Annotated in this window: 17 protein-coding genes; 9 read left to right on the forward strand and 8 right to left on the reverse strand. The window is 53.2% G+C overall.

The features are described from left to right. Positions 1 to 26 precede the first annotated feature (26 nt). The 3 genes from HUF19_RS03005 to HUF19_RS03015 all read left to right on the forward strand — a co-directional run bounded on the left by HUF19_RS03005 (position 27) and on the right by HUF19_RS03015 (position 3,014). The gene (locus HUF19_RS03005; protein WP_260998430.1) at positions 27 to 692 is read left to right on the forward strand and encodes a fumarylacetoacetate hydrolase family protein; all 666 of its coding nucleotides are present in this window, start codon (positions 27 to 29) and stop codon (positions 690 to 692) included. Continuing rightward, positions 692 to 1,927 carry a molybdopterin molybdotransferase MoeA gene (gene moeA, locus HUF19_RS03010; protein WP_260998431.1) on the forward strand — a complete coding sequence of 412 codons (1,236 nt, stop codon included), beginning with the start codon at positions 692 to 694 and terminating at the stop codon, positions 1,925 to 1,927. The genes HUF19_RS03005 and moeA overlap by 1 nt, the downstream gene beginning before the upstream one ends. An 82-nt stretch (positions 1,928 to 2,009) precedes the next feature. Next, a complete protein-coding gene (locus HUF19_RS03015) occupies positions 2,010 to 3,014 on the forward strand; it encodes a cytochrome-c peroxidase (RefSeq protein WP_260998432.1) in 1,005 nt (334 codons plus the stop codon). Between the two features lie 77 nt (positions 3,015 to 3,091). Here HUF19_RS03015 and ssb read toward each other — a convergent pair whose 3' ends face one another. Both ssb and HUF19_RS03025 read right to left on the reverse strand, forming a co-directional pair. After that, entirely contained in the window at positions 3,092 to 3,757 is a 666-nt protein-coding gene (gene ssb, locus HUF19_RS03020) for a single-stranded DNA-binding protein (RefSeq protein ID WP_260998433.1), read from the reverse strand. After that, positions 3,741 to 5,141 carry an MFS transporter gene (locus HUF19_RS03025; protein WP_260998434.1) on the reverse strand — a complete coding sequence of 467 codons (1,401 nt, stop codon included), beginning with the start codon at positions 5,139 to 5,141 and terminating at the stop codon, positions 3,741 to 3,743. Before HUF19_RS03025 ends, ssb begins: the two co-directional genes overlap by 17 nt. Before the next feature lie 283 nt (positions 5,142 to 5,424). On the opposite strand from HUF19_RS03025, the gene HUF19_RS03030 reads away from it, so the two are divergent. The 3 genes from HUF19_RS03030 to HUF19_RS03040 all read left to right on the forward strand — a co-directional run bounded on the left by HUF19_RS03030 (position 5,425) and on the right by HUF19_RS03040 (position 9,588). After that, the gene (locus HUF19_RS03030) at positions 5,425 to 6,105 is read left to right on the forward strand and encodes a LuxR C-terminal-related transcriptional regulator (RefSeq protein ID WP_260998435.1); all 681 of its coding nucleotides are present in this window, start codon (positions 5,425 to 5,427) and stop codon (positions 6,103 to 6,105) included. A gap of 64 nt (positions 6,106 to 6,169) precedes the next feature. Further along, positions 6,170 to 9,007, forward strand: a complete 2,838-nt coding sequence (gene uvrA, locus HUF19_RS03035) for an excinuclease ABC subunit UvrA (RefSeq protein WP_260998436.1) — start codon at positions 6,170 to 6,172, stop codon at positions 9,005 to 9,007. After that, positions 9,004 to 9,588 (forward strand): tRNA-uridine aminocarboxypropyltransferase, encoded by a 585-nt coding sequence (locus HUF19_RS03040; protein ID WP_260998437.1) that lies wholly within the window; start codon positions 9,004 to 9,006, stop codon positions 9,586 to 9,588. The genes uvrA and HUF19_RS03040 overlap by 4 nt, the downstream gene beginning before the upstream one ends. Positions 9,589 to 9,677: 89 nt before the next feature. Here the strand turns inward: HUF19_RS03040 and HUF19_RS03045 are convergent, their stop codons facing one another. The 3 genes from HUF19_RS03045 to HUF19_RS03055 form a co-directional block, all read right to left on the reverse strand. Further along, positions 9,678 to 10,106 carry a type 2 periplasmic-binding domain-containing protein gene (locus HUF19_RS03045; RefSeq protein WP_260998438.1) on the reverse strand — a complete coding sequence of 143 codons (429 nt, stop codon included), beginning with the start codon at positions 10,104 to 10,106 and terminating at the stop codon, positions 9,678 to 9,680. An 11-nt stretch (positions 10,107 to 10,117) separates the two neighbouring features. Then, positions 10,118 to 11,242, reverse strand: coding sequence for a porin (locus HUF19_RS03050; protein WP_260998439.1), 1,125 nt, complete (start codon positions 11,240 to 11,242; stop codon positions 10,118 to 10,120). Between the two features lie 105 nt (positions 11,243 to 11,347). Continuing rightward, on the reverse strand, positions 11,348 to 12,670 hold the full coding sequence (locus tag HUF19_RS03055; RefSeq protein ID WP_260998440.1) for an adenylate/guanylate cyclase domain-containing protein: 1,323 nt from the start codon (positions 12,668 to 12,670) through the stop codon (positions 11,348 to 11,350). Between the two features lie 198 nt (positions 12,671 to 12,868). Between HUF19_RS03055 and HUF19_RS03060 the strand changes: the two genes are divergently transcribed. Continuing rightward, positions 12,869 to 13,039 (forward strand): hypothetical protein, encoded by a 171-nt coding sequence (locus HUF19_RS03060; protein ID WP_186435978.1) that lies wholly within the window; start codon positions 12,869 to 12,871, stop codon positions 13,037 to 13,039. 36 nt (positions 13,040 to 13,075) lie between these two features. Then, positions 13,076 to 14,287 carry a phosphoserine phosphatase SerB gene (serB, locus tag HUF19_RS03065; protein ID WP_260998441.1) on the forward strand — a complete coding sequence of 404 codons (1,212 nt, stop codon included), beginning with the start codon at positions 13,076 to 13,078 and terminating at the stop codon, positions 14,285 to 14,287. 75 nt (positions 14,288 to 14,362) lie between these two features. On the opposite strand, the gene HUF19_RS03070 is transcribed toward serB, so the two are convergent. The 3 genes from HUF19_RS03070 to epmB all read right to left on the reverse strand — a co-directional run bounded on the left by HUF19_RS03070 (position 14,363) and on the right by epmB (position 19,554). After that, positions 14,363 to 16,462, reverse strand: a complete 2,100-nt coding sequence (locus HUF19_RS03070) for an EAL domain-containing response regulator (RefSeq protein ID WP_260998442.1) — start codon at positions 16,460 to 16,462, stop codon at positions 14,363 to 14,365. A 117-nt stretch (positions 16,463 to 16,579) separates the two neighbouring features. Beyond that, the gene (locus tag HUF19_RS03075; protein WP_260998443.1) at positions 16,580 to 18,397 is read right to left on the reverse strand and encodes a cyclic-di-GMP receptor FimW-related protein; all 1,818 of its coding nucleotides are present in this window, start codon (positions 18,395 to 18,397) and stop codon (positions 16,580 to 16,582) included. 134 nt (positions 18,398 to 18,531) lie between these two features. Further along, a complete protein-coding gene (gene epmB / locus HUF19_RS03080) occupies positions 18,532 to 19,554 on the reverse strand; it encodes an EF-P beta-lysylation protein EpmB (protein WP_260998444.1) in 1,023 nt (340 codons plus the stop codon). Positions 19,555 to 19,601: 47 nt separating this feature from the next. Between epmB and efp the strand changes: the two genes are divergently transcribed. Then, positions 19,602 to 20,168: an elongation factor P gene (gene efp, locus HUF19_RS03085; RefSeq protein ID WP_145469881.1), complete on the forward strand. Its 567-nt coding sequence runs from the start codon at positions 19,602 to 19,604 to the stop codon at positions 20,166 to 20,168. Positions 20,169 to 20,226: the final 58 nt, after the last annotated feature.

Here is a 20,226-nt window from a genome sequence, read left to right on the forward strand (position 1 = left end):
TGTGATCCTGATCAGGCCGTTTTTTTATGTATTTCCCCATCCTCGAAGGTCAGCCCTTTACCCATGCAACCGGCAAAATTGTCTGTGTCGGACGTAATTACGCAGAACACGCGCGTGAACTGAATAACCCAATTCCCAGTCAGCCCATTCTGTTTATCAAACCCGCTGATGCTGCGGTGTCTATGGCGCCATCGTTCCGTATCCCGCAGGGGCAGGGGTCTGTGCATCATGAGCTGGAAGTCGCGGTGTTGATTGGTCAGCGCTTATGTCACGCCGCTGAAGATGACGTTCCGGCCGCCATTGCCGGTGTGGGGCTGGGGCTGGATCTGACATTGCGTGATGTGCAGGACGGCCTGAAAGCCAAAGGCCAGCCCTGGGAAATAGCCAAGGGCTTTGATGGTGCCTGTCCACTGAGTGACTTTGTTGCCGCCTCAAGGGTAGAAGACTGGCAGCAGCTGGGCCTGACCCTGATGCGTAATGGCCAGCTGCAACAGCAGGGGAACAGTGCCGATATGTTGTTCCCATTGCTGCCGCTGATTGCCCATATGAGCCGGATTTTCACCCTTAATCCGGGCGATATCATTATGACCGGCACCCCGGCTGGTGTTGGACCTCTGTTGCCCGGCGATCAGCTGGAAGCCCGTCTGCAGGACTGGCTCAGTGTGCACTGCCGTGTTGAGGAGCAGGGCTGATGGCGGCCTGTGATATGCCTGGCCTGACGCCACTGGATCAGGCTCTGACAACTTTGCTGTCAGGTATCGAAGCTTTGCCCGGAAAAGAGCAGGTGCCATTGCAGCAGGCTGTTGGCCGTGTGCTGGCAGAGGATGTCTGCAGCACACTGAATGTCCCTCCGGCAGATAACTCCGCAATGGATGGTTATGCCGTGCGGGCTGCCGATTTAAATGCTGGCTGCGAATTAACCCTGCTGGGTAAAAGCATGGCGGGTCATCCCTTCAGTGGCAGCGTTGCTCCGGGCGAATGTGTGCGCATTATGACCGGCGCACTGCTGCCTGCCGGGGCCGATACTGTGGTCATGCAGGAAAATACCACCGTGCTGGAAAGCGGCCGGGTGCAGTTTCAGGCCTCAGCGCCACAGGGCGATAACGTGCGCTATTGCGGTGATGATATCCGTGCAGGGCAGGTGATTCTGCATGCCGGGCGGCGTCTGCGCCCGGCGGATGTTGGCTTGCTGGCCAGTATTGGCATTGCCGGGGTCAGTGTGCGGCCGCGACTGAAAGTTGCATTGCTGGCGACCGGAGATGAGCTGGTGATGCCGGGTGAGCCTCTGGCAGACGGGCAGATTTATCAGAGCAACAGCTTTACCGTAGCGGCTGTGGCAAAACGCCTTGGTTGTGACGTGCTGGATCTGGGCAAAGTGGATGACAGCCCCGAAGCACTGCGTCAGGCCTTTATTCAGGCCGACCGTCAGGCCGATGTGGTCATTACCTCTGGCGGTGTATCGGTGGGTGAAGCCGACTACACCAAAGATATTCTCGCCGAGCTTGGCGAAATCAGTTTCTGGAAGCTGGCGATTAAACCGGGTAAGCCCTTTGCCAGCGGTCGTCTGCCCAACAGCGTATTTATCGGCTTGCCCGGCAATCCGGTATCGGCACTGGTGACTATGCATCAGCTGGCAGCGCCGATGCTGCGCAAATTGGCCGGTGAAACGCAGACAGCAGCATTGCGTCTGCCGGCAGTGGCCGCCAGTGTTATCCGCAAAAGTCCGGGACGCACGGACTTCCAGCGTGGTATCTGGCAACTGAATGAACAGGGCCAGATAGTGGTGCGGCCAACCGGCGGGCAAAGCTCGGGTGTACTCAGTTCGATGAGTCAGGCGAATTGCTACATTGTGCTGGAGCAGATGCGTGGCCGGGTGAATGAGGGGGAGACCGTTACGGTTGAGCCTTTTGATGCTTTACTGGGATAGTGTTGTTCATCGGGCGACGGAACTCTCACGGGTCATCCCCGTCCTATCCCCCCACTTATGTGCCAGTTAATGAGAGTAACTTATGAACCTGACTTCCCGCCAAATTCTGCCCGGCGGTGTTACCGCAGGGCTGATCGCCTTTGTGGCATTAACTTCCGTAATACCGTTGCCTGCCAGCGCTGATGCATTGCAACAGCAGGCTCAGGCTGTGTTCGGCTCAGGAGAAGCGCCGCAACTGCAATCTTCAAAAGCTGAAGCAGCATTGGGCCGGGTGTTGTTTTTCGATACCCGTATCGGTCGCGATGGTACTAACTGTGGTACCTGCCATGAGCAGAGTAAAGGCGGTGCCGACGGACGCAAAACCGCGCAGGGAGCCTTCGGCATTCAGGGTAAACGCAATACGCCGACAATCGTCGACATTGTGCCGCAGATCAGCATGCACTGGACCGGTGATCGTGAATCTCTGGCGGATCAGGCAATACGCTCACTGACGGCACCACCGGCTTACGCTCATGCTTCGACCGAGGAAGCGCTGGCGGTTATTAAGGCCCTGCCAGATCTGAATGAACGCTTTAACTCGCTGTACGATGATGGTGTCACCGCTGCCAACTGGGGGAAAGCACTGAGCGCTTATCAGGAGCATCTGGTAACCACTTCTGCTTTCGATCGCTATCTGCAGGGAGATGCAGCGGCTCTCAGTGCAGCGCAGAAAGAGGGGTTGAAAACCTTTATCAATACCGGCTGTGCAGGCTGCCATAATGGCCGCTTACTGGGCGGAACCTCTTATCAGAAGTTTGGTATTGTGGCCGACTACACCCAGTATACAGGCTCGCAGGAAGACATTGGCCGTATGGCATTTACCGGTAAAGAAAGCGACCGCCGGGTATTCAAAGTGCCGCCATTACGCCATGCGGTTCAGACCGCGCCTTATTTTCATGATGGCTCTGTGGCAGAACTGAAAGACGCCATCGACATTATGGCGAAAGTGCAGTTAGGGCGAACACTGAGCGCCGATGACAATCAGGCGATTCAGGCCTTCCTGCAGGCGGTTACCGCCCCCATGCCGGCTGAACTGCAACGGCCATAACAGGCCCTGCTGACAGACAATAAAAAACCCTGCAAGGCAGGGTTTTTTATTGCTCTTATAACCGCCGGAGCGGTTGGTCAGAACGGGATATCATCATCAAAATCGTCAAAGCTGTTGCTTGGCTGTGGTGCATGCTGAGGCTGTTGCACCGGAGCCTGAGCTGGCTGCTGGTAACCACCCTGATAGGCCGGCTGTTGCTGAGTATGCTGTGGGGCCTGTTGCGGAACATGCTGTGGTGCCTGTTGCGGTGCTTGCTGATAGCCACGCGGAGCCTGAGGGGCGGCCATCGGAGCTTGCTGCGGTGCGGCCTGAGGAGCCTGCTGATAGCCCTGTGGAGCGTTCATACCCATAGGCTGGCCCATGGTCTGTGATGGCGCTGCCGGAGCGGAGTAGGAGCCCATGTTGTCGCCACGGCCATCGAGCATCATCATATCGTTGGCGATGATTTCGGTGGTGTAGCGTTTAACGCCGTCTTTTTCCCATTCGCGGGTACGCAGTTTACCTTCGAAGTAGGCTTTTGAGCCTTTCTTCAGGTACTGCTGAATGATTTCGGCCAGTTTGCCGTATACCGTAATACGGTGCCATTCGGTGGACTCTACCTTCTGGCCGGTCTGTTTGTCGTTGTAGCTTTCGTCAGTAGCCAGTGTCAGATTGGCCACGGCGTTGCCATTCGGCATATAACGAACTTCAGGGTCACGACCCAGAGTACCAATGAGTGTCACTTTGTTAACGCTGCGACCCATGCTCTTCTCCTGTGGAATGAATGATGGCCAATGCCTGTGTCCGGTCAAAGGCATCAGCACTGACTTTTAAATAGATTGCGCCTTCACTGGCAAGCAGACTGACTTCCGATACTCCGGTCAGTGCCATCAGTTGTGCGAGTTGTTGTTCGCTGCAGCCGTCCGCGCTTTCCAGACGTACGCTGGTAAGGTGTTGGGGAGCGGCAGACTGTGACATAAGCAATGCCCAAAGTACCATTAATGCCCCCAATCCGACAAATAATGCGCTGCTGCCGTACTGGCTCATAAGCCAGCCGCCGAGGCTGCCGCCGGCAAAGGCACCGAGAAACTGCATGCTGGAATAAATGCCCATGGCGCTGCCCTTGGCGCCGGCCGGAGCAATCTTACTGAGCCAGGACGGCAGGCTTGCCTCCATCAGATTAAAGCCCCAGAAATAGAGCAGAAGCAGTACCACCCAATGCCACAGTTCTGAGGCGGCGGACATACCAAACAGACTCAGGGCGATCACTGCTGCGCCGGTAATCACCACGCTTTTCATCTTGCGGCGTTTTTCAGCAACGATAATGAAAGGCACCATCAGCACAAAAGCACTCAGCAATACAGGCAGATACAGCCAGCTGTGATGCTCAGCCGGGAGTTCCAGCTTCAGCAGCTGCCCGGGAATTGAGATAAAGATCGCGACCATCAGGGCATGCAGCAGAAAAATTCCCAGATTCAGCGGCCATAACCGGGTGTTGCGCAGCTGAATTCCGACTTCACTCAGTACCGCCGAGGCATCACGATGAGGGAGTGCGGGTGGGGTTGGAATGACAAATACAGTAATCAGAACGCCAAGCAGTGCCAGTACGCCGGTCAGACCAAAAATCAGACTGAGGCCGCCTAATCCGGCAAGCCAGGGGCCCAGCACCAGAGCGACAGAAAAAGACAAGCCAATACTGGCACCGATGGACGCCATGGCTTTCATGCGGTTTTCTTCACGGGTCATATCGGTGACCAGTGCCATAATCGCACTGGCAATGGCGCCGCCGCCCTGCAGGGCGCGACCGAGAATCACACCGTAAACACTGTCAGCGCTGGCGGCGATCAGGCTGCCAAGGGCAAAAATCAACAGGCCGCCAATAATAATAGGCTTACGGCCAAAGCGGTCCGACAGGGTGCCGGCCGGGATCTGCAGCAGTGCCTGGGTCAGGCCGTAGACACCCATGGCCAGACCCAGCAGTTGTGGGGTCGCGCCTTCAAGTTTTTGCCCTTCAATCATCATCACCGGCAACACCATAAACAGCCCCAGCATACGCAGGGCATAAAGTGATGCGAGAGAGATGACAGCACGTTGTTCGACGGCAGAAATGCCGTTGTGCGCTGTTTCTTGAAGGGTAGAGCTCGACATTCTCACAGATATTCCGTAGGTACAGCCAAAAAGTGCGCCAGTTTAACAGCAATGCCGTCTGTGGATTAAGTCTTAAGCGCGGTTATCTGCAGATTGCTTGTGTGCGGCGGGTCAGGTAATGCCCAGCATTGGTACTAACGTTCATAAAATAGGCTTGGGTCAATCCGTAAAACTACGAAAAAAAGTCATGCTCAAGTGGCAATTTTTAGCGGATTGCGTACACTCTTAGCACTGGTTTCGGAAGACCGGTTATGGATCACCACTGGCATAAAGGAGTTATGTTATGGATCGTCAGACAAGCCTCCCGGGTCGTCGCATCATCTTGTTCGGCCAACAAAATCTGCAGAATTCCATCCTTATTGGCTACATTCATCAGCGTACTAACATTGATTGTCAGTTAGTTAATGTGCCGGAATGGCGTGAAGACTGGAATCGTTATCCCTGTAAAACACTGGTTCTTGTTGACGCTGAATGTGCCCGTCCGGAAAAGCTGCATGATCTGCTGGAGCAGGTGTACGAGCAGCCGGTGGATATCAAGGTAGCTTTCTTCAATACTCCGCATAATCATCCGGTTGAACGCCTGATGGCCTGGCCAATGGTCAATGGTCTGTTCTATCGTGAGTGTTCGCAGCAACAGCTGAGCAAAGGCATTGTGGGTCTGTTTGAGGGCGAATACTGGCTGCCACGTCAGCTGGTAGGGCAGTATCTGGAACGCACCCGCCATAAGCCGCGTAAGATGACCACCACCACAACGGTGCTGACCAAGCGTGAGAAACAGATCCTGCGTTTAACTGCGACTGGTGCGACTAATATCGAAATTGCCGATAAGCTCAACGTCAGCATGCATACAGTTAAAACCCATATTTATAACCTGTTCAAAAAAATTGGTGCGGGTAACCGCATTCAGGCTGTGAACTGGGCTAAAGAGTATATGGAAGAGCTGTTGCACGAATCAGTTGAATAAGCGGCTGAACTCAACCTCTGCCTGAACTACAATGGCGGCTTTTCTCTGATGTGATGAGCTGTCTATGGATAAGATTCAGGTGAGAGGGGCCCGTACCCACAATCTCAAAAATATCGATATCGATATTCCCCGCGACAAGCTGGTCGTTATTACGGGGCTGAGTGGCTCGGGCAAATCCTCTCTGGCATTTGATACGCTCTATGCCGAAGGGCAGCGCCGTTACGTCGAGTCCCTGTCGACCTATGCCCGTCAGTTCCTGTCGATGATGGAAAAGCCTGATGTTGATCTGATTGAAGGTCTGTCACCGGCAATCTCCATCGAGCAGAAGTCCACCTCACACAATCCCCGCTCGACCGTCGGTACAGTTACCGAGATCTACGATTACCTGCGTTTGCTGTTTGCCCGTGTCGGTGTGCCACGTTGCCCTGAGCATGAAGTTGCACTGGAAGCCCAGACCGTCAGTCAGATGGTCGACAGCATCATGGATCTGCCGGATGACAGTAAACACATGATTCTGGCGCCGGTGGTGCGTGACCGTAAAGGCGAACACCTGCATGTATTTGACAGCCTGCGTTCGCAGGGTTTTATCCGCGTACGGGTGAATGGTCTGGTCTGTGATCTGGACGATACACCGGAACTGGATAAACGCCGTAAGCACAGCGTCGAGGTTGTGGTTGACCGCTTTAAGGTAAAAGAAGGTATTGAACAGCGTTTGTCAGAGTCGCTGGAAACCTGTCTGGAGCTGAGTGGTGGCCTGGCTCTTGTGGCCTCTATGGATGACGATAAAGCTGAGCCTCTGCTGTTTTCATCGCAGTTTTCGTGCCCGCACTGTGGTTACAGCTTGTCTGAGCTGGAGCCGCGCCTGTTTTCGTTTAATAACCCGGCCGGTGCCTGCACCAGCTGTGATGGTCTGGGCGTAAAACAGTATTTTGATCCGGAGCTGGTGGTGCACGACCAGAATCTGAGCATTGGTGAAGGTGCGATCCGCGGTTGGGACAGACGCAGCATTTATTATTACCAGATGCTGAGTTCGGTAGCCGAACACTATGGTTTTGATATCGAGAAAAATTTCGGAAAATTAACGGCTAAACAACGCGATCTGCTGCTCTACGGCAGTGGCGATGAAGCGGTGAATTTTAATTACGTTAATTCCCGTGGCGACCAGATTATTAAAGCGCATCCTTTTGAAGGTGTGCTGCCTAACCTTGAACGCCGTTACCGCGAAACCGATTCACAGATGGTACGCGAAGAACTGAGCAAATATCTCAGTGTGCAGCCATGCCCATCCTGTGAAGGCTCTCGTTTGCGGATTGAAGCGCGTAATGTGTTTGTTGGCGATAAAACCATCCATGCCTGTACGGCGATGCCGGTTGAGCAGGCATTTGATTATTTTACCGGGCTTCATCTGGCTGGACATCGCGGTGAAATTGCTGAAAAAATTCTGAAAGAAATCCGTGAGCGCCTGCGCTTTCTGGTCAACGTCGGGCTTGAATATCTGACGCTGAACCGCAGCTCCGACACTTTGTCCGGTGGTGAAGCGCAGCGTATCCGTCTGGCCTCGCAGATTGGTGCCGGTCTGGTTGGCGTTATGTATATTCTCGATGAACCTTCTATCGGTCTGCACCAGCGTGATAACGACCGCCTGCTGAAAACCCTGTTTCATCTGCGTGATCTGGGCAATACCGTGCTGGTGGTGGAACACGATGAAGATGCCATCCGCAGCGCCGATCATTTAATTGATATCGGTCCCGGGGCTGGTGTACATGGTGGTGAAGTGATTGCGCAGGGCACGCCTGAGCAGGTCTTTGCAAATCCGAACTCGGTCACCGGACAGTTTTTATCAGGCCGGCGTTCTATCCACGTACCGGAAAAACGCACGCCTTACGATGAGAATAAAGTCCTGCAGTTAACAGGAGCCCGTGGTAATAACCTGAATAATGTTGATCTGACCATTCCGCTGGGATTAATGACCTGCGTGACTGGCGTATCCGGCTCAGGTAAATCCACTCTGATTAACCGCACCTTATTCCCGTTGGCTTCAACAGCGTTAAATGGTGCCACGACCCTGAAAGCCGCTGAGTACGATTCGATCGTAGGCCTGAAGCAGCTGGATAAAGTCGTCGATATTGATCAGAGCCCGATCGGACGGACACCACGTTCCAATCCGGCGACCTATACCGGTATTTTTACTCCGGTACGGGAATTATTTGCCGGTACACAGGAATCCCGTTCCCGTGGCTATAAAGCCGGACGTTTTTCATTCAACGTGAAAGGTGGCCGTTGTGAAGCCTGCCAGGGCGATGGTGTTATTAAGGTAGAAATGCACTTCCTGGCGGATATCTACGTTCCCTGTGATATCTGTAAAGGCAAGCGCTATAACCGCGAGACACTGGATATCCGTTATAAAGGTAAAAATATCCACGAAGTGCTGGATATGACGGTTGAAGATGCACGTGAATTCTTCGACGCTATTCCGGCCGTGGCGCGTAAATTACAGACGCTGATGGATGTAGGTCTGAGTTATATCCGCCTTGGTCAGGCGGCAACCACGTTATCTGGTGGTGAAGCACAGCGGGTAAAACTGGCGAAGGAATTATCAAAACGCGATACCGGTAAAACGCTGTATATTCTGGATGAGCCAACCACTGGTCTGCATTTCCATGATATCGAACAGTTGCTGGCGGTATTGCATCGTCTGCGCGATGACGGCAACACCATCGTAGTGATTGAGCATAATCTGGATGTCATTAAAACCGCCGACTGGGTTATTGATCTTGGCCCTGAGGGCGGCTCCAAAGGTGGTTATATTATTGCCGAGGGAACGCCGGAAGACGTGGTGAAGAATAAAGCCTCACACACCGGCCACTTTCTTAAATCGTTGCTTAAACCACAGAAAAAATGAGCTCGGAGTTTGTCCAGAAACGCCGGCACTGTGAGCAGTGCCGGCGTCCTTTGTCGGTTTGCCTTTGCCCGTACATTCACAGATTGTCTAGTCCGGTAGAGCTGATTATCTGGCAGGACCCGACCGAGGCGCGTCATCCGTTATCGACCGCACCCTTTCTGCATAAAAGCATTGCTGGCAGTCGTTTACTGGTGGCGGATTCTCTGCAACCTCAGGATATTTGTGCTGCCGATGAGCAGAATACAACGGCACTGCTGTATCCCTTTACGCACAAACCAGCGTTGACAGAAAACGCACGGACAAATGTCCGGCGTTTACTTGTTCTGGATGGAACTTGGCGTAAAGTCCGGCGTTTGTTACACCTGAATCCCTGGCTCAATGATTTACCTCATATCGCTTTAACGCCACAACAACCCAGTGGTTATGCAATACGTGCATCACAGCAACGTGGTGGGTTGTCGACTATTGAGGCCGGTGTCAGTGCATTGCAATGGCTTGATCCGTCGCAGGATTATCAGCCTGTTTTACGGGTATTGAACAGAATGGTCGAAATTCAGCAGGGTTTCGGTCATAAGGGCTGAAGGTGCCGCGAATATTCCTGTTTTTTATTTTTGGACACTAAAAAAGGCGCCGAAGCGCCTTTTTCAGTGTCTTTAACTTCCGGATAAAATCAGAATTTAAAGACCACTTTTACTGAACCATCGACCACTGATGAGTCGACATAACCGATCAGGTTAGGGTTTTTAGCAACCAGGCCTTTGATATCAGCATCCGACCCTGATTCTTTCGGTGGCGTACCTTTACCGGTAAAAATCAGACGTGACCAGTAGGCTTTTAACTGGCTTGAGCTTTTACCCAACACTTTATCGTTAAAGGCTTCACGGCTGGCAGAACCTTCATTCTGATCAACAGGAATTGCCTGACTGCCATCCGGAAAGGTTGAGGTTTTACCCAGAAAAACCCGGGAAATCGTATCCTGATCAAGTGCCGAATTGGCATTTGAAGCACTGACAATGACTGCAATTTCGGCATGAACTACGGCGCCGAAAAATAAGGTCATGGCAATGGCAAGTCGGGAGATTACTTTAAACATATTCATAGTCATTCTCCTTAAAATACCAGGCTCATGCCGACGTTGTAGAGTATTCCTGACTCACCTTTGGCGCCGTTCACCAGTTCTTCATCATGCTGCTGGATATCGACTTTAAAGGCGGTGCTGCTGTCGTAGTCATAACGCATGCCGAGGATAATACTGTTTTCTTTGGACTCCGCATTTTTCTGCACCTGCCCGACGACGCCAGACTCAAGATCATCTTCTGAAGCGGTATAGGTCAGGTGTACAGTCGTATCACCAAAGCGCTGTGCAGCACTGATGAGATATGCGCTGTCATCATTCAGTAAAGCGGTGGTCTGGTCCAATGCGGTCCATTCAGCAATTACAGCAGTGCTGCCGTTATCGTAGGATACGGATGCCTGATAAAACTTGGCTTTATCTTCATCGGCAGTAAATTCATCGCCAACGCCAGCAAGAGCGCCGCCTGCTGCAAGATTATCGAGGGCGCGGCCATCAGGTCCTGCCAGAGCGGCATTGGCATCCAGCGTCAGATCGGCCTGGTGATAGCTCAGGCGGGCACCGAAGTCGCCGGAATTCAGACTGAAAACCATACCCGCCGCGCGGCGCAGTTCAATATTGTAGGTGTCGCCACTCAGCGTAAAGTCATCGTTATAGCGACCGGTATAAGCCTGAACAGAACCGTCCATACCGCCGATGGCGAAGCGGTGTGTCACATCAACACCACTGATGGATGAAAATGCATCCAGGCGGTAAACAATTGATGGCGGACGAACCCAGTTGTAGGCATAACCGACTTCAAGGAAGTCAGAATAATAGAAAAACGGAGTGCGCAGACGCCCCATGCGGATATCAGTATCTTCGCTGGCGGCGTAGGTTACGTAGGCCCATGATGCTTCAGTGCTGTAATTATCACTGCCACGGGAAATCAGCTGCATAGTCGCTGATGTAGTCTCGTTAACCTGTTTTGAAATCTGCAGGCCAACCAGGGTGCCAACATCGAATGAAACACCGTCATCATAACCATCCAGTGAAATATCTTCGGTGGACAGGTTACCGGCGGTCACATTCATGAAGCCGTTTATATTTAAATCACTTGAAAAAGCAGCGGGGCTAAAGGCCAGCAGCACTGCGACTGCTAAACCGGATTTGCGAAGAACCATGAATAGTATCCTCTACTGTTGGTATCACAGATAACCTTAGTCGAGGTCTGGAATAGTTCAAATTGGCAATATTTAATTTCTTTTTATGTCTGCTGGATTAAAAAATCAGACGCTTTCCTTCATGGCTGTGATGTGTTTTATCTGTCGCTGAATGAGCAGCTGATTCTTTTCTGCCAGACTGTTAAGCCAGTAGCTGGCCTGCTCGCGTCCGTGCAGGTCGGATACCATCGGTCCTTCTTCCCAGATAATACCGGCGTCCTGAGGAATGTGGGCGAGTAATTCCTGACTGACCAGTAAACGGCGTTCCTCGCCATTGGTGGCAAGGTGTGAGGCCCAGTGCACGGTATCGCCGATCAGGCTGCACTGGATCTGTTCGTCATCGCTTAATGGTGCCATCAGTACCGGCCCCCAGTGGGCGGCAACGCGGAATTCTACCGGTAATGTTTTGCTGTCGTGATCGCGCAGGTGGGCAATCAGACCGAGGAATAATTGTGCTGCATAAAGGCAGTGCAGAGCTTCGTGTTCATGACCGGACTGCGTATCACGTGACATGCCAAACAACATCACCACGCCATCGCCCAGGTAGCGGTCGAGTTTACCGTTATACAGTTTGGCGGCGTGGGAAAGCAGGCGATGATATTGATTAAGCGTCTGGCTCAGCTGTTCGGCGCTGAGGCGGCTCTGCAGGACTTCCAGATCCTGAATTTCAATAAACAGCAGTGCGCAGTTATGGTAGCGCAGCAGCTCGCTGGTTTCTGGCGGGGCAGAAATAAACCGTCCCAATGCTTCCTGCATGGCCCGCTGCTGCTGTTCTTTCTGAGCGATTTTACTCAGCGTGTTGTGCAGCTGTTGCAGATCAGCAAGGCGCGGTGGTGGTGGCAGGTGCAGCAGATCCTTATCGGCCTGCCAGTTATCCAGGCGTTGTTGTAACTGGCGCAGATAATTCAGGTAGCGTTCGCTCAGCTGATAAACCACCAGAGCGGCCATTAATGCTGCCAGAGCGCTGGCAATCAATCCGAGTGCCAGATAGCGGCGGGCGATTTGTTGAGCGCTGCTGAGATTGATGTCGGCGCGCAGCAGCCCGATGGACAGATTATCCTGAGTGACCGGCTGGCTGATTTCAATACTGCCGGGCGCTGGCCGGCCGCTTTCAGCGATGACCTGCTGGCTGGCATTAAGTACCCGGATGGCGTCAATTTCGGGGCCCTTGCTCCAGTCATTCAGGGTCAGGCTGATACTGATACGGTCCTGGCGCAGCAGGCTGGGTGCGAGGGCGACGGTCAGACGCTGTAGCTGGCGTTGTGCATCCTGACGCAGCTTGGCCGACAGCTGGGTTTCCAGATGGGTGTAGGTCAGGCTGCTGATCAGCAGGCCTGTCAGTAAAATCAGAAAGGCTGCGAGCAGGCCGCAAATTTGACTTGTATTCAACTTTTGCCCAATCAGGCTGGCGATCCGCATCACATTACTCAAACAAACGAAGATTTCCTCAACATTGGTGGTATTATATGCGCCGCCTGCGGTAACGCTAGGGCGAAACGGCATTTGTCAGCACTCTTATTGAGGGCGGGGATGATGATCCGGCATGCTGTAAACCGAATTTATAATTTTGATGAATGGGGATTCACCATGAGCGACGTGAAACAGTCTCTGCAAGATAAGCTGCAACAACTGGAAAAGGGTCTGTACCTGATGAGCGTTGACCGCGTACGCGCGCTGTCTGTACATGAAACTGTTGAGCTGATCGAAGAGCTGCGTGCGGTGGTTGCTGCTGCCAAAGCTGACGCCGGCAAACTGTAATTGCATCAAACTGATCTGCCTGCAGGTGTAACGTCCGTGACTGAATTGGTTCTAATCCGAGTGACTGGGGCCGATAAGCCCGGGTTAACCTCAAGCATCAGCGCCATTCTGGCGCAATATGATGTCACCATTCTTGATATTGGCCAGGCCGAAATCCACGACACCCTGTCGCTGGGTATTCTGGCCGCCATCCCTTCCCGTGCCGAATCGGCGCCGGTTTTAAAAGACGTCTTATTCAAGGCTCACGAGCTGGGTCTGTCTGTCCGCTTTACCCCGGTCACTCCGGAAAGCTATGAGCATTGGGTTAATGGTCAGGGCAAGCCGCGTCATATTATTACGCTGCTGGCCCGGGCCATTGAAGCGGATGCGATTGCCCGTATTACGGCAATCGTGGCTGAGCATGGTCTGAATATTGATCAGATCAACCGCCTGTCCGGGCGTGTGCCTCTGGTGCAGACCGAGCAGAACACCCGTGCCTGCGTCGAGTTCTCGGTGCGTGGTGATGCCGAGCAAAGCGTCATGCGCGCTCAGTTTCTGCAGGTTGCTAACGAGCTGGGCGTGGATATTGCCTTCCAGGAAGATAACGTTTACCGCCGCACCCGTCGTCTGGTCTGCTTCGACATGGATTCAACCCTGATCGAAGCAGAAGTGATTGATGAGCTGGCGCGGGCGGCCGGTGTGGGTGAGCAGGTGGCAGAAATCACCGAGCGCGCCATGCAGGGTGAGCTGGACTTTATCCAGAGCTTCGAACAGCGTGTGGCGCTGCTCAAAGGCCTGAGTGGCGATGTACTGCAGGGAATTGCCGAGCAGCTGCCGGTTACCGAAGGCGCAGAACGCCTGATCCGTAATCTGAAAGCGCTGGGTTATAAAACTGCCATTCTGTCCGGCGGTTTTAATTACTTTGGCCGCTATCTGCAGGACAAGCTGGGCATCGATTATGTCTATGCCAACGAGCTAGAAATGGAAGATGGCATCGTCACCGGGCGGGTGACCGGCCGTGTGGTCGACGGTCAGCGTAAAGCCGAGTTACTGCGTGAACTGGCGGAGAAAGAAGGCATTCGTCTGGAGCAGACCATTGCCGTTGGTGATGGTGCCAACGACCTGCCGATGCTCAGCATTGCTGGTCTTGGCATTGCTTTCCGCGCCAAACCTCTGGTGCGGGAAAACGCCAAGAATGCCATTTCAACGCTGGGACTGGACGGTATTCTGTACCTGCTGGGCTATCGCGATCGCGATATCCTTGAGTAAGGCGCCCGGCAGCGGCCATAAAAAAAAGCCCGGTCAGTATGGCTACTGACCGGGCTTTTTTATGTTCAGCGATTATTATTCATCGTTCTCATCACTGAAGTTGTAGCTCATCGCAGCCTGTGGCGGTTGCACGTAATAACCCTGGATAAAGTGAACGCCCAGCTGCCACAGTGAAGCAACCGAGTTGGCGCTTTCAACCAATGGCACAATGGTGCGTTTTTCTTCTTCGTGCAGACCTTCGAGTAAGGTCTTCAGGTGATTCTGCGCTTCCGGATTCTGTCCCAGTTCCTGAGTAAAGGAGCCGTCGACTTTAACGTAATCAACCGCGAGGTGCTTCAGGGTCTGCATTGGGTTCAGTGCGCAGCCGAAACGGCTGAGGGCAGCGGGAATGCCTTTTTCCATCAGCGCATGGCTGAATTGCTGTGTTTGTTTCAGCAGGCGGCTGGCATCTTCTTCATTAAACTGGAAAATCACCGACCCTTTTGGCAGCTTGGCGGCGTTGATTGCGACACCAATCCAGCCTGGCAGAGTGTCGTCTGTCAGGGATGCTCCCGACAGGTTAATGAACATACGCGTATTGTGTCCTTTGGCGCGGTGTTCACCCAGTAATTTCGTGGTGTGCAGAATCACCCAGCGGTCAATCTTGCGCTTCAGGTCATCGCTGATATCAGCATTATTCAGGAAATCACCGCCGGACAGTTCATCGCCATTGGGCTGATGCAGGCGCAGCAATGTTTCATAGTGCTCGGTTTCTTCACCGCGCAGGCTGATCATCGGCTGGAACAGCAGGCGGAAGCTGTTGTTACGTACTGCATCCGCCAGTGTTTGCTGCAGGTCGGCTGCCTGCTGAATCTCACCTGCTTCTTTCGGCAGGTAAAGGTGAACGCCATTACCGCGTTCGTGACCCGGTTGCTTACGCACATCATCGGATGCATGGTGCGACTGCTGCAGAATGTCTTCCGGTCGTGAGCTGTTTTCGGTGATCAGCGACAGGCCGATACTGGCAGTGACCGTAACAGTACGGTTGCCGATATCGATCAGCAGGTGTTCGATTTTATCGCGCAGACGCTCGCCAAACTGCAAAGCCGATTCGGCATCTGCACCCATCAGCATCAGGGTGAAGATATCCTCACCAATGCGTGCCAGCAAAATCTTGTCGTTGACCTGGCTCTTAAGGCAATTGCTGATTTCGCTGATCACGGTATCGGCATTGTTGATGCCAATCTCGCTTTTGATTTTGCCGAAATGGTCAATGTTTATGTAGAGCACGGCGCCTTTCGCCCCTTTGAGGACGGCACGGTCAACCGCTTCTTCCAGGCGGGCGTTAAAATATGGCTTGTTGTACAGGCCGGTCATCATGTCGCGGCTGCTGATTTCTTTAAGCTTGGCTTCCAGCTCGCTGTTATCGGCATTGGTGCGGATAACAACCTGAGTGCAACGTTCGTCGCCGTAGGTTGCAGCGGAAAAGCTCATCAGCATCGGAAAGGCCTGACCCTTATCGTTGACGCCGGTGGTTTTCAGTTCCTGATTACTTCCCTGATCAGCATGGTAGGTTTTCAGGAAGGTTTTAAAGCTGGCCTGACCGGAGCTGTCGACCATGTCCATGATCGGCATCCCTTCCAGTTCTTCAACCGAAGCGTAGCCAAACAGCTCAAGATAGGCCTGATTGGCGTAAACGTGCATACCATCGTGAATATAAGCGACGGCGTCTTTGGAGCTTTCGAGCAGGTTCTGGCAACGCTTTTCGGCATCGCGGATACGTACTTCGAGGGTGCGTAACTCGCGACGTGCACGCAGGTGGCGCAGTTCGCGCTGAATGATCAGCAGCAGCAGATTGCTTTCATCGATGGGCACTATGGTGCAGGCGCCGAGGCGGATTGCTGCCTCCATGGTCATGGCGTCGACTTCTTCCGCAATCAGAATAACGGGCAGGTCTTTATTCAGGCGCTTGATCTGTTTCAGCAGGTCTTCATAGCTGATGCTGTTGGCACCAGGCTGGGCAACCAGAAGATCCCAGGATTTTTCCTGCAGTTGTTCATTCAGATCAGCCAGAGAGGTAATTTGGTGCGCGCGGGTCGCGCTGCCGGAATTACGCATCAGGCTCACCAGACTTTCGGCATCATTCTGGGTTTCTGTGAGCAACAACAGATGCAATGTGTCCCGACTTGTCGACATGCCAACCTCTGATAAACAAAACAGCGATTATAGAGAGCGTGCGCGAAAAAAAAATGACCAGGTGTGACAAAAGCGTCAGTTAGTCATCTTAAAACAATCAGATGGTGGTGTTTGTGCTCAGAGTTTGTTCCAGATGGAATCAAAATCATCTTCGCCCAGTTCCGGAGTCTGTTGCATACCTGAAGATTGCGCCTGACTGGCGGCGCCGGCACTGCGGAACTGGAACTGACTGAAACTGCTGGTTGATGTCAGTCGTTTGGTCAGCTGATAACGCCCCTGCAATTCAGGATACATTAATTCCACCTTGTTGCCGGTGCGGAAAGGGATGCGGGGTAACAGTAAAGTCGCTGGCTGAGCAATGGCTTTGATGGCAGGCAGCAGCAGGGCTCTCATAAACGGACCGTTACTGCCGGTTTTCTGCAACAGCCGCGCAGCACCAACTTCGGCCTTCGGAGCTAACAGTTCAACCCCAAGCTGGGTTCCCTGATCACGCAGGTGGCGGATCCAGCGGATAACACCAATCGACCAGTGTTTGACCCCGCGCTCCTGAATACCCAGCAGTTCGCCTGCCTGAATACTGGCCGGTACTTCTCCGTTCCAGTGAATGCAATAACCACCCGGACTGGTGTTGATCAGGTCGACCTGATGTGCAGGGTATTTTGTGGTGACTTCGTCACTGCTTTCTTCCTGCGCTTTGTGTTTATTGATGAATTCAATGGCATCAATATTCAGTGCGGTATTTTCGGCAATACGGGCGCCGCCGGCATCGAATGCATTTGCCCAGACATCGCCTTCGCTGCTGGCTTTACCGACATCAACGCTGCGTTCAACCTCGCCTTCCAGAGTCTTGGGTTTAACAGATGTCAGCATTTTTTCGAAATCCTGCTGACCACCGCTGTAATAGTGGGTTGCAGAAAGTCCGATACAAATACGCAGCTGGCCTTCAGTTGCTGCACGGCGGAAGGAGCGCTGCCAGTGAATGCCCCAGGACTGAATGGCATGGGACAAAAGGTTATCGCTGAGTTTGCCGGGAACCGTGATCTGATGGGCGCCATTCGGGTTGGCAGCCCAGTGTTTCAGCGCCTGTACCAGTTGCGCGGTATTCAGGCTGCGGAATAACGGTTTCTGAGCGTCACGCAGATGCTGACGGTACTGCCCCGGACGGTCACGGTGCAGGTTAATAATAAACAGGGCGCTTTCATCGTCGGCGCCTGACAGTGAAGCAAACTCTGCCCATAATTCGCTGGCATCGTATAGCTGAGCCAGGTCCTGTTGACGCAGGTTGTTCGGTTTCGCGGTCCCCAGCAGATGAGCGCGGATATACACATCCTGAATGGTGGATGTGGATAAAAAACGGGTCTGGCGATCGCTGACTTTAAAAGCAAGCAGCTTGTGCATTTCGGCCAGCAGATAGAGCTGGTTCACTTCCAGCCAGGCGTGCTCCGGTGGCTGACAATAGAGTTGGAAAGCACGCAGTATGGTCTGATTGGTATCGGAAATTGCGCGGTGGATTGCCAGAGTAACGACTTTTGATGGCTTATCGGCTGGTGCAACGCGGCTGATGCTGTGCGCGACAACCATCTTATAGCCGGTGGCCAGATGCCCCTGCAGCGCCTGACTGAGGTTGGCGATTTTCAGCTGCTTATCGTTCAGTGATATGGACGACTGCAGAAAATGTTTATTCAGCAGGGTGCAGATGGAATAGATGTAGGGACGCACCACTTCCAGCACTTTAAAGCGCAGTAAGGGGTCGGTATTCCATTGATTCAGTTCACGGATTGCCTGATATAACTGACGCGCGGCCTCACCGGTGTTCGCCATCGGTAATTCTTTAGCCCACTGTGTAACACTCTCGACATTACCCGCGCAGAATGATGGTTGCGCGAGTGGTGTGGTCGGAATGTGCAGTTTTATCGGTGTTTTTGGGCTTTCCATGCAATCCTGCTGTTGATTAAACCAAAGTTTTTCATTCGGCAGATTTTTGCCGAACCTCAAACACAGTATAGCGACTTTGCTGTAAGTGCATGTGATTCATAGCAAAAGCCTACTTCCTTATAGGCAATATCCGTTTACCTGTCGAGGTTGATTGGGGACTTGTTGGCTTTGCCAGCCTCTTCACGAACCAGGCGCGGAACCAGATAACCGGGTAGTTCTGCCAGCAATTGCCGGTACAGTAAAACGGCCTCTTGCTCGCTCAGGTCAAAGTGATGAGCCCCCCGCACGGGATCAAGCAGGTGAAGGTAATAAGGCAGCACCCCAAATTCAAACAACCGTTCGCTTAAATCAGACAGAATACCGAGGTTGTCGTTCACTTTTCTCAGTAAAACGGCCTGGTTCAGCAGGGTGATGCCATTTTGGCGCAGTGCCTGTAATGGCTGGCGCAGGGCGTCACTGAGTTCGGTCGGGTGGTTGATATGCAAAACCATGCTGACCTGCAGGCGGCTGTTACTCAGCAGGCTTTGCAGTGCCGGTGTCAGGCGCTGCGGAATCACGACCGGCAGGCGGCTGTGAATACGCAGGCGGCGCACATGGGGAATGGCTTCTGTCAGCATGACCAGTTCCTGCAGAGCGTCGTCCTGCAGCAACAGCGGATCACCGCCGCTGAGGATCACTTCGCTGATGCTGGTATCGGCTGCAACATAGCTCAGAGCTTCTGCCCACTGTTTGCGGCCGATGCGGTTTTCACCATAGGCAAAGTGGCGGCGGAAACAATAGCGGCAGTTAACGGCACAGCCACTGGTGGCCAGCAGCAGTACCCGGCCGCGGTATTTGTGAATAATTCCTGGCTGGATATTGGTGTCTTTTTCCGCCAGCGGGTCGGTGATATAGCCCGGTTTGTGTTCGTTTTCCGTAGCCTGCGGCAGTACCTGCAATAACAGGGGATCGGCGGCGTCGCCGCTTTGCATCAGTGCGGCATAGGTCCGGGGTACCAGCATGCTGAATTCCCGGCAGGCCTGCAGGCGCTCGGGCATCTCTGACAGTGGCAGATTGAGGTATTCCAGCAGTTCCTGAGGACGGCGGAATGCCTGGGCCAGAATCTGCTGCCAGTCTTCGCCCTCAACAGCGGCGGCAGATCGCGTTATGATAGGCAACTTGATATGAATTCCTAAGAAGCGATTAATTTAAAACGGGTTATTACATGGCGAATTATTCTACCAACGAATTTAAATCAGGTCTTAAAGTCATGCTGGATGGCGAGCCCTGTTCCATTCTGGATAACGAATACGTTAAGCCGGGTAAAGGCCAGGCGTTTAACCGCGTTAAATTGCGCAATCTGCGTAATGGCCGTGTGGTGGAAAAAACCTTCAAATCGGGTGATTCGCTGGAAGGCGCCGATGTGATGGAACTGGAGATGGAATATCTCTACAACGACGGCGAATTCTGGCATTTCATGGCCACCGACGGTTCTTTTGAACAGCATGCTGCCTCGCAGGAAGCGCTGGGCGATACTGTGAAGTGGCTGAAAGAACAGGAAATCTACACCATCACTCTGTTCAACGGTGCTGTACTGACCGTCGCTCCACCAAACTTTGTTGAGCTGGAAGTGGTGGAAACCGATCCGGGACTGAAAGGCGATACCGCTCAGGGTGGCAACAAGCCGGCCACGCTGACCACCGGTGCTGTGGTTAAAGTGCCGCTGTTTATCAATATCGGTGACAAGCTGCGTATCGACACCCGCAGCGGCGACTACGTCAGCCGCGCCTGAGCTCTTGATGCTGTTACAGGGGAGCTTTGCGGCTCCCTTTTTTGTGTCTTTTTTATGT

Origin of the sequence: Thalassolituus hydrocarboniclasticus (assembly GCF_025345565.1) — a bacterium.
Classification (GTDB): domain Bacteria; phylum Pseudomonadota; class Gammaproteobacteria; order Pseudomonadales; family Oceanobacteraceae; genus Venatoribacter; species Venatoribacter hydrocarboniclasticus.

Bases quoted from the DNA above. Each gene is read 5' to 3' on its own strand.
- HUF19_RS03070 (WP_260998442.1), bottom strand. From the start codon at position 16,462: ATGTCGACAAGTCGGGACACATTGCATCTGTTGTTGCTCACAGAAACC.
- uvrA (WP_260998436.1), top strand. From the start codon at position 6,170: ATGGATAAGATTCAGGTGAGAGGGGCCCGTACCCACAATCTCAAAAAT.
- HUF19_RS03030 (WP_260998435.1), top strand. From the start codon at position 5,425: ATGGATCGTCAGACAAGCCTCCCGGGTCGTCGCATCATCTTGTTCGGC.
- HUF19_RS03060 (WP_186435978.1), top strand. From the start codon at position 12,869: ATGAGCGACGTGAAACAGTCTCTGCAAGATAAGCTGCAACAACTGGAA.
- ssb (WP_260998433.1), bottom strand. From the start codon at position 3,757: ATGGGTCGCAGCGTTAACAAAGTGACACTCATTGGTACTCTGGGTCGT.
- HUF19_RS03040 (WP_260998437.1), top strand. From the start codon at position 9,004: ATGAGCTCGGAGTTTGTCCAGAAACGCCGGCACTGTGAGCAGTGCCGG.
- HUF19_RS03050 (WP_260998439.1), bottom strand. From the start codon at position 11,242: ATGGTTCTTCGCAAATCCGGTTTAGCAGTCGCAGTGCTGCTGGCCTTT.
- HUF19_RS03005 (WP_260998430.1), top strand. From the start codon at position 27: ATGTATTTCCCCATCCTCGAAGGTCAGCCCTTTACCCATGCAACCGGC.
- HUF19_RS03045 (WP_260998438.1), bottom strand. From the start codon at position 10,106: ATGAATATGTTTAAAGTAATCTCCCGACTTGCCATTGCCATGACCTTA.
- moeA (WP_260998431.1), top strand. From the start codon at position 692: ATGGCGGCCTGTGATATGCCTGGCCTGACGCCACTGGATCAGGCTCTG.
- HUF19_RS03025 (WP_260998434.1), bottom strand. From the start codon at position 5,141: ATGTCGAGCTCTACCCTTCAAGAAACAGCGCACAACGGCATTTCTGCC.
- HUF19_RS03015 (WP_260998432.1), top strand. From the start codon at position 2,010: ATGAACCTGACTTCCCGCCAAATTCTGCCCGGCGGTGTTACCGCAGGG.
- HUF19_RS03075 (WP_260998443.1), bottom strand. From the start codon at position 18,397: ATGGAAAGCCCAAAAACACCGATAAAACTGCACATTCCGACCACACCA.
- efp (WP_145469881.1), top strand. From the start codon at position 19,602: ATGGCGAATTATTCTACCAACGAATTTAAATCAGGTCTTAAAGTCATG.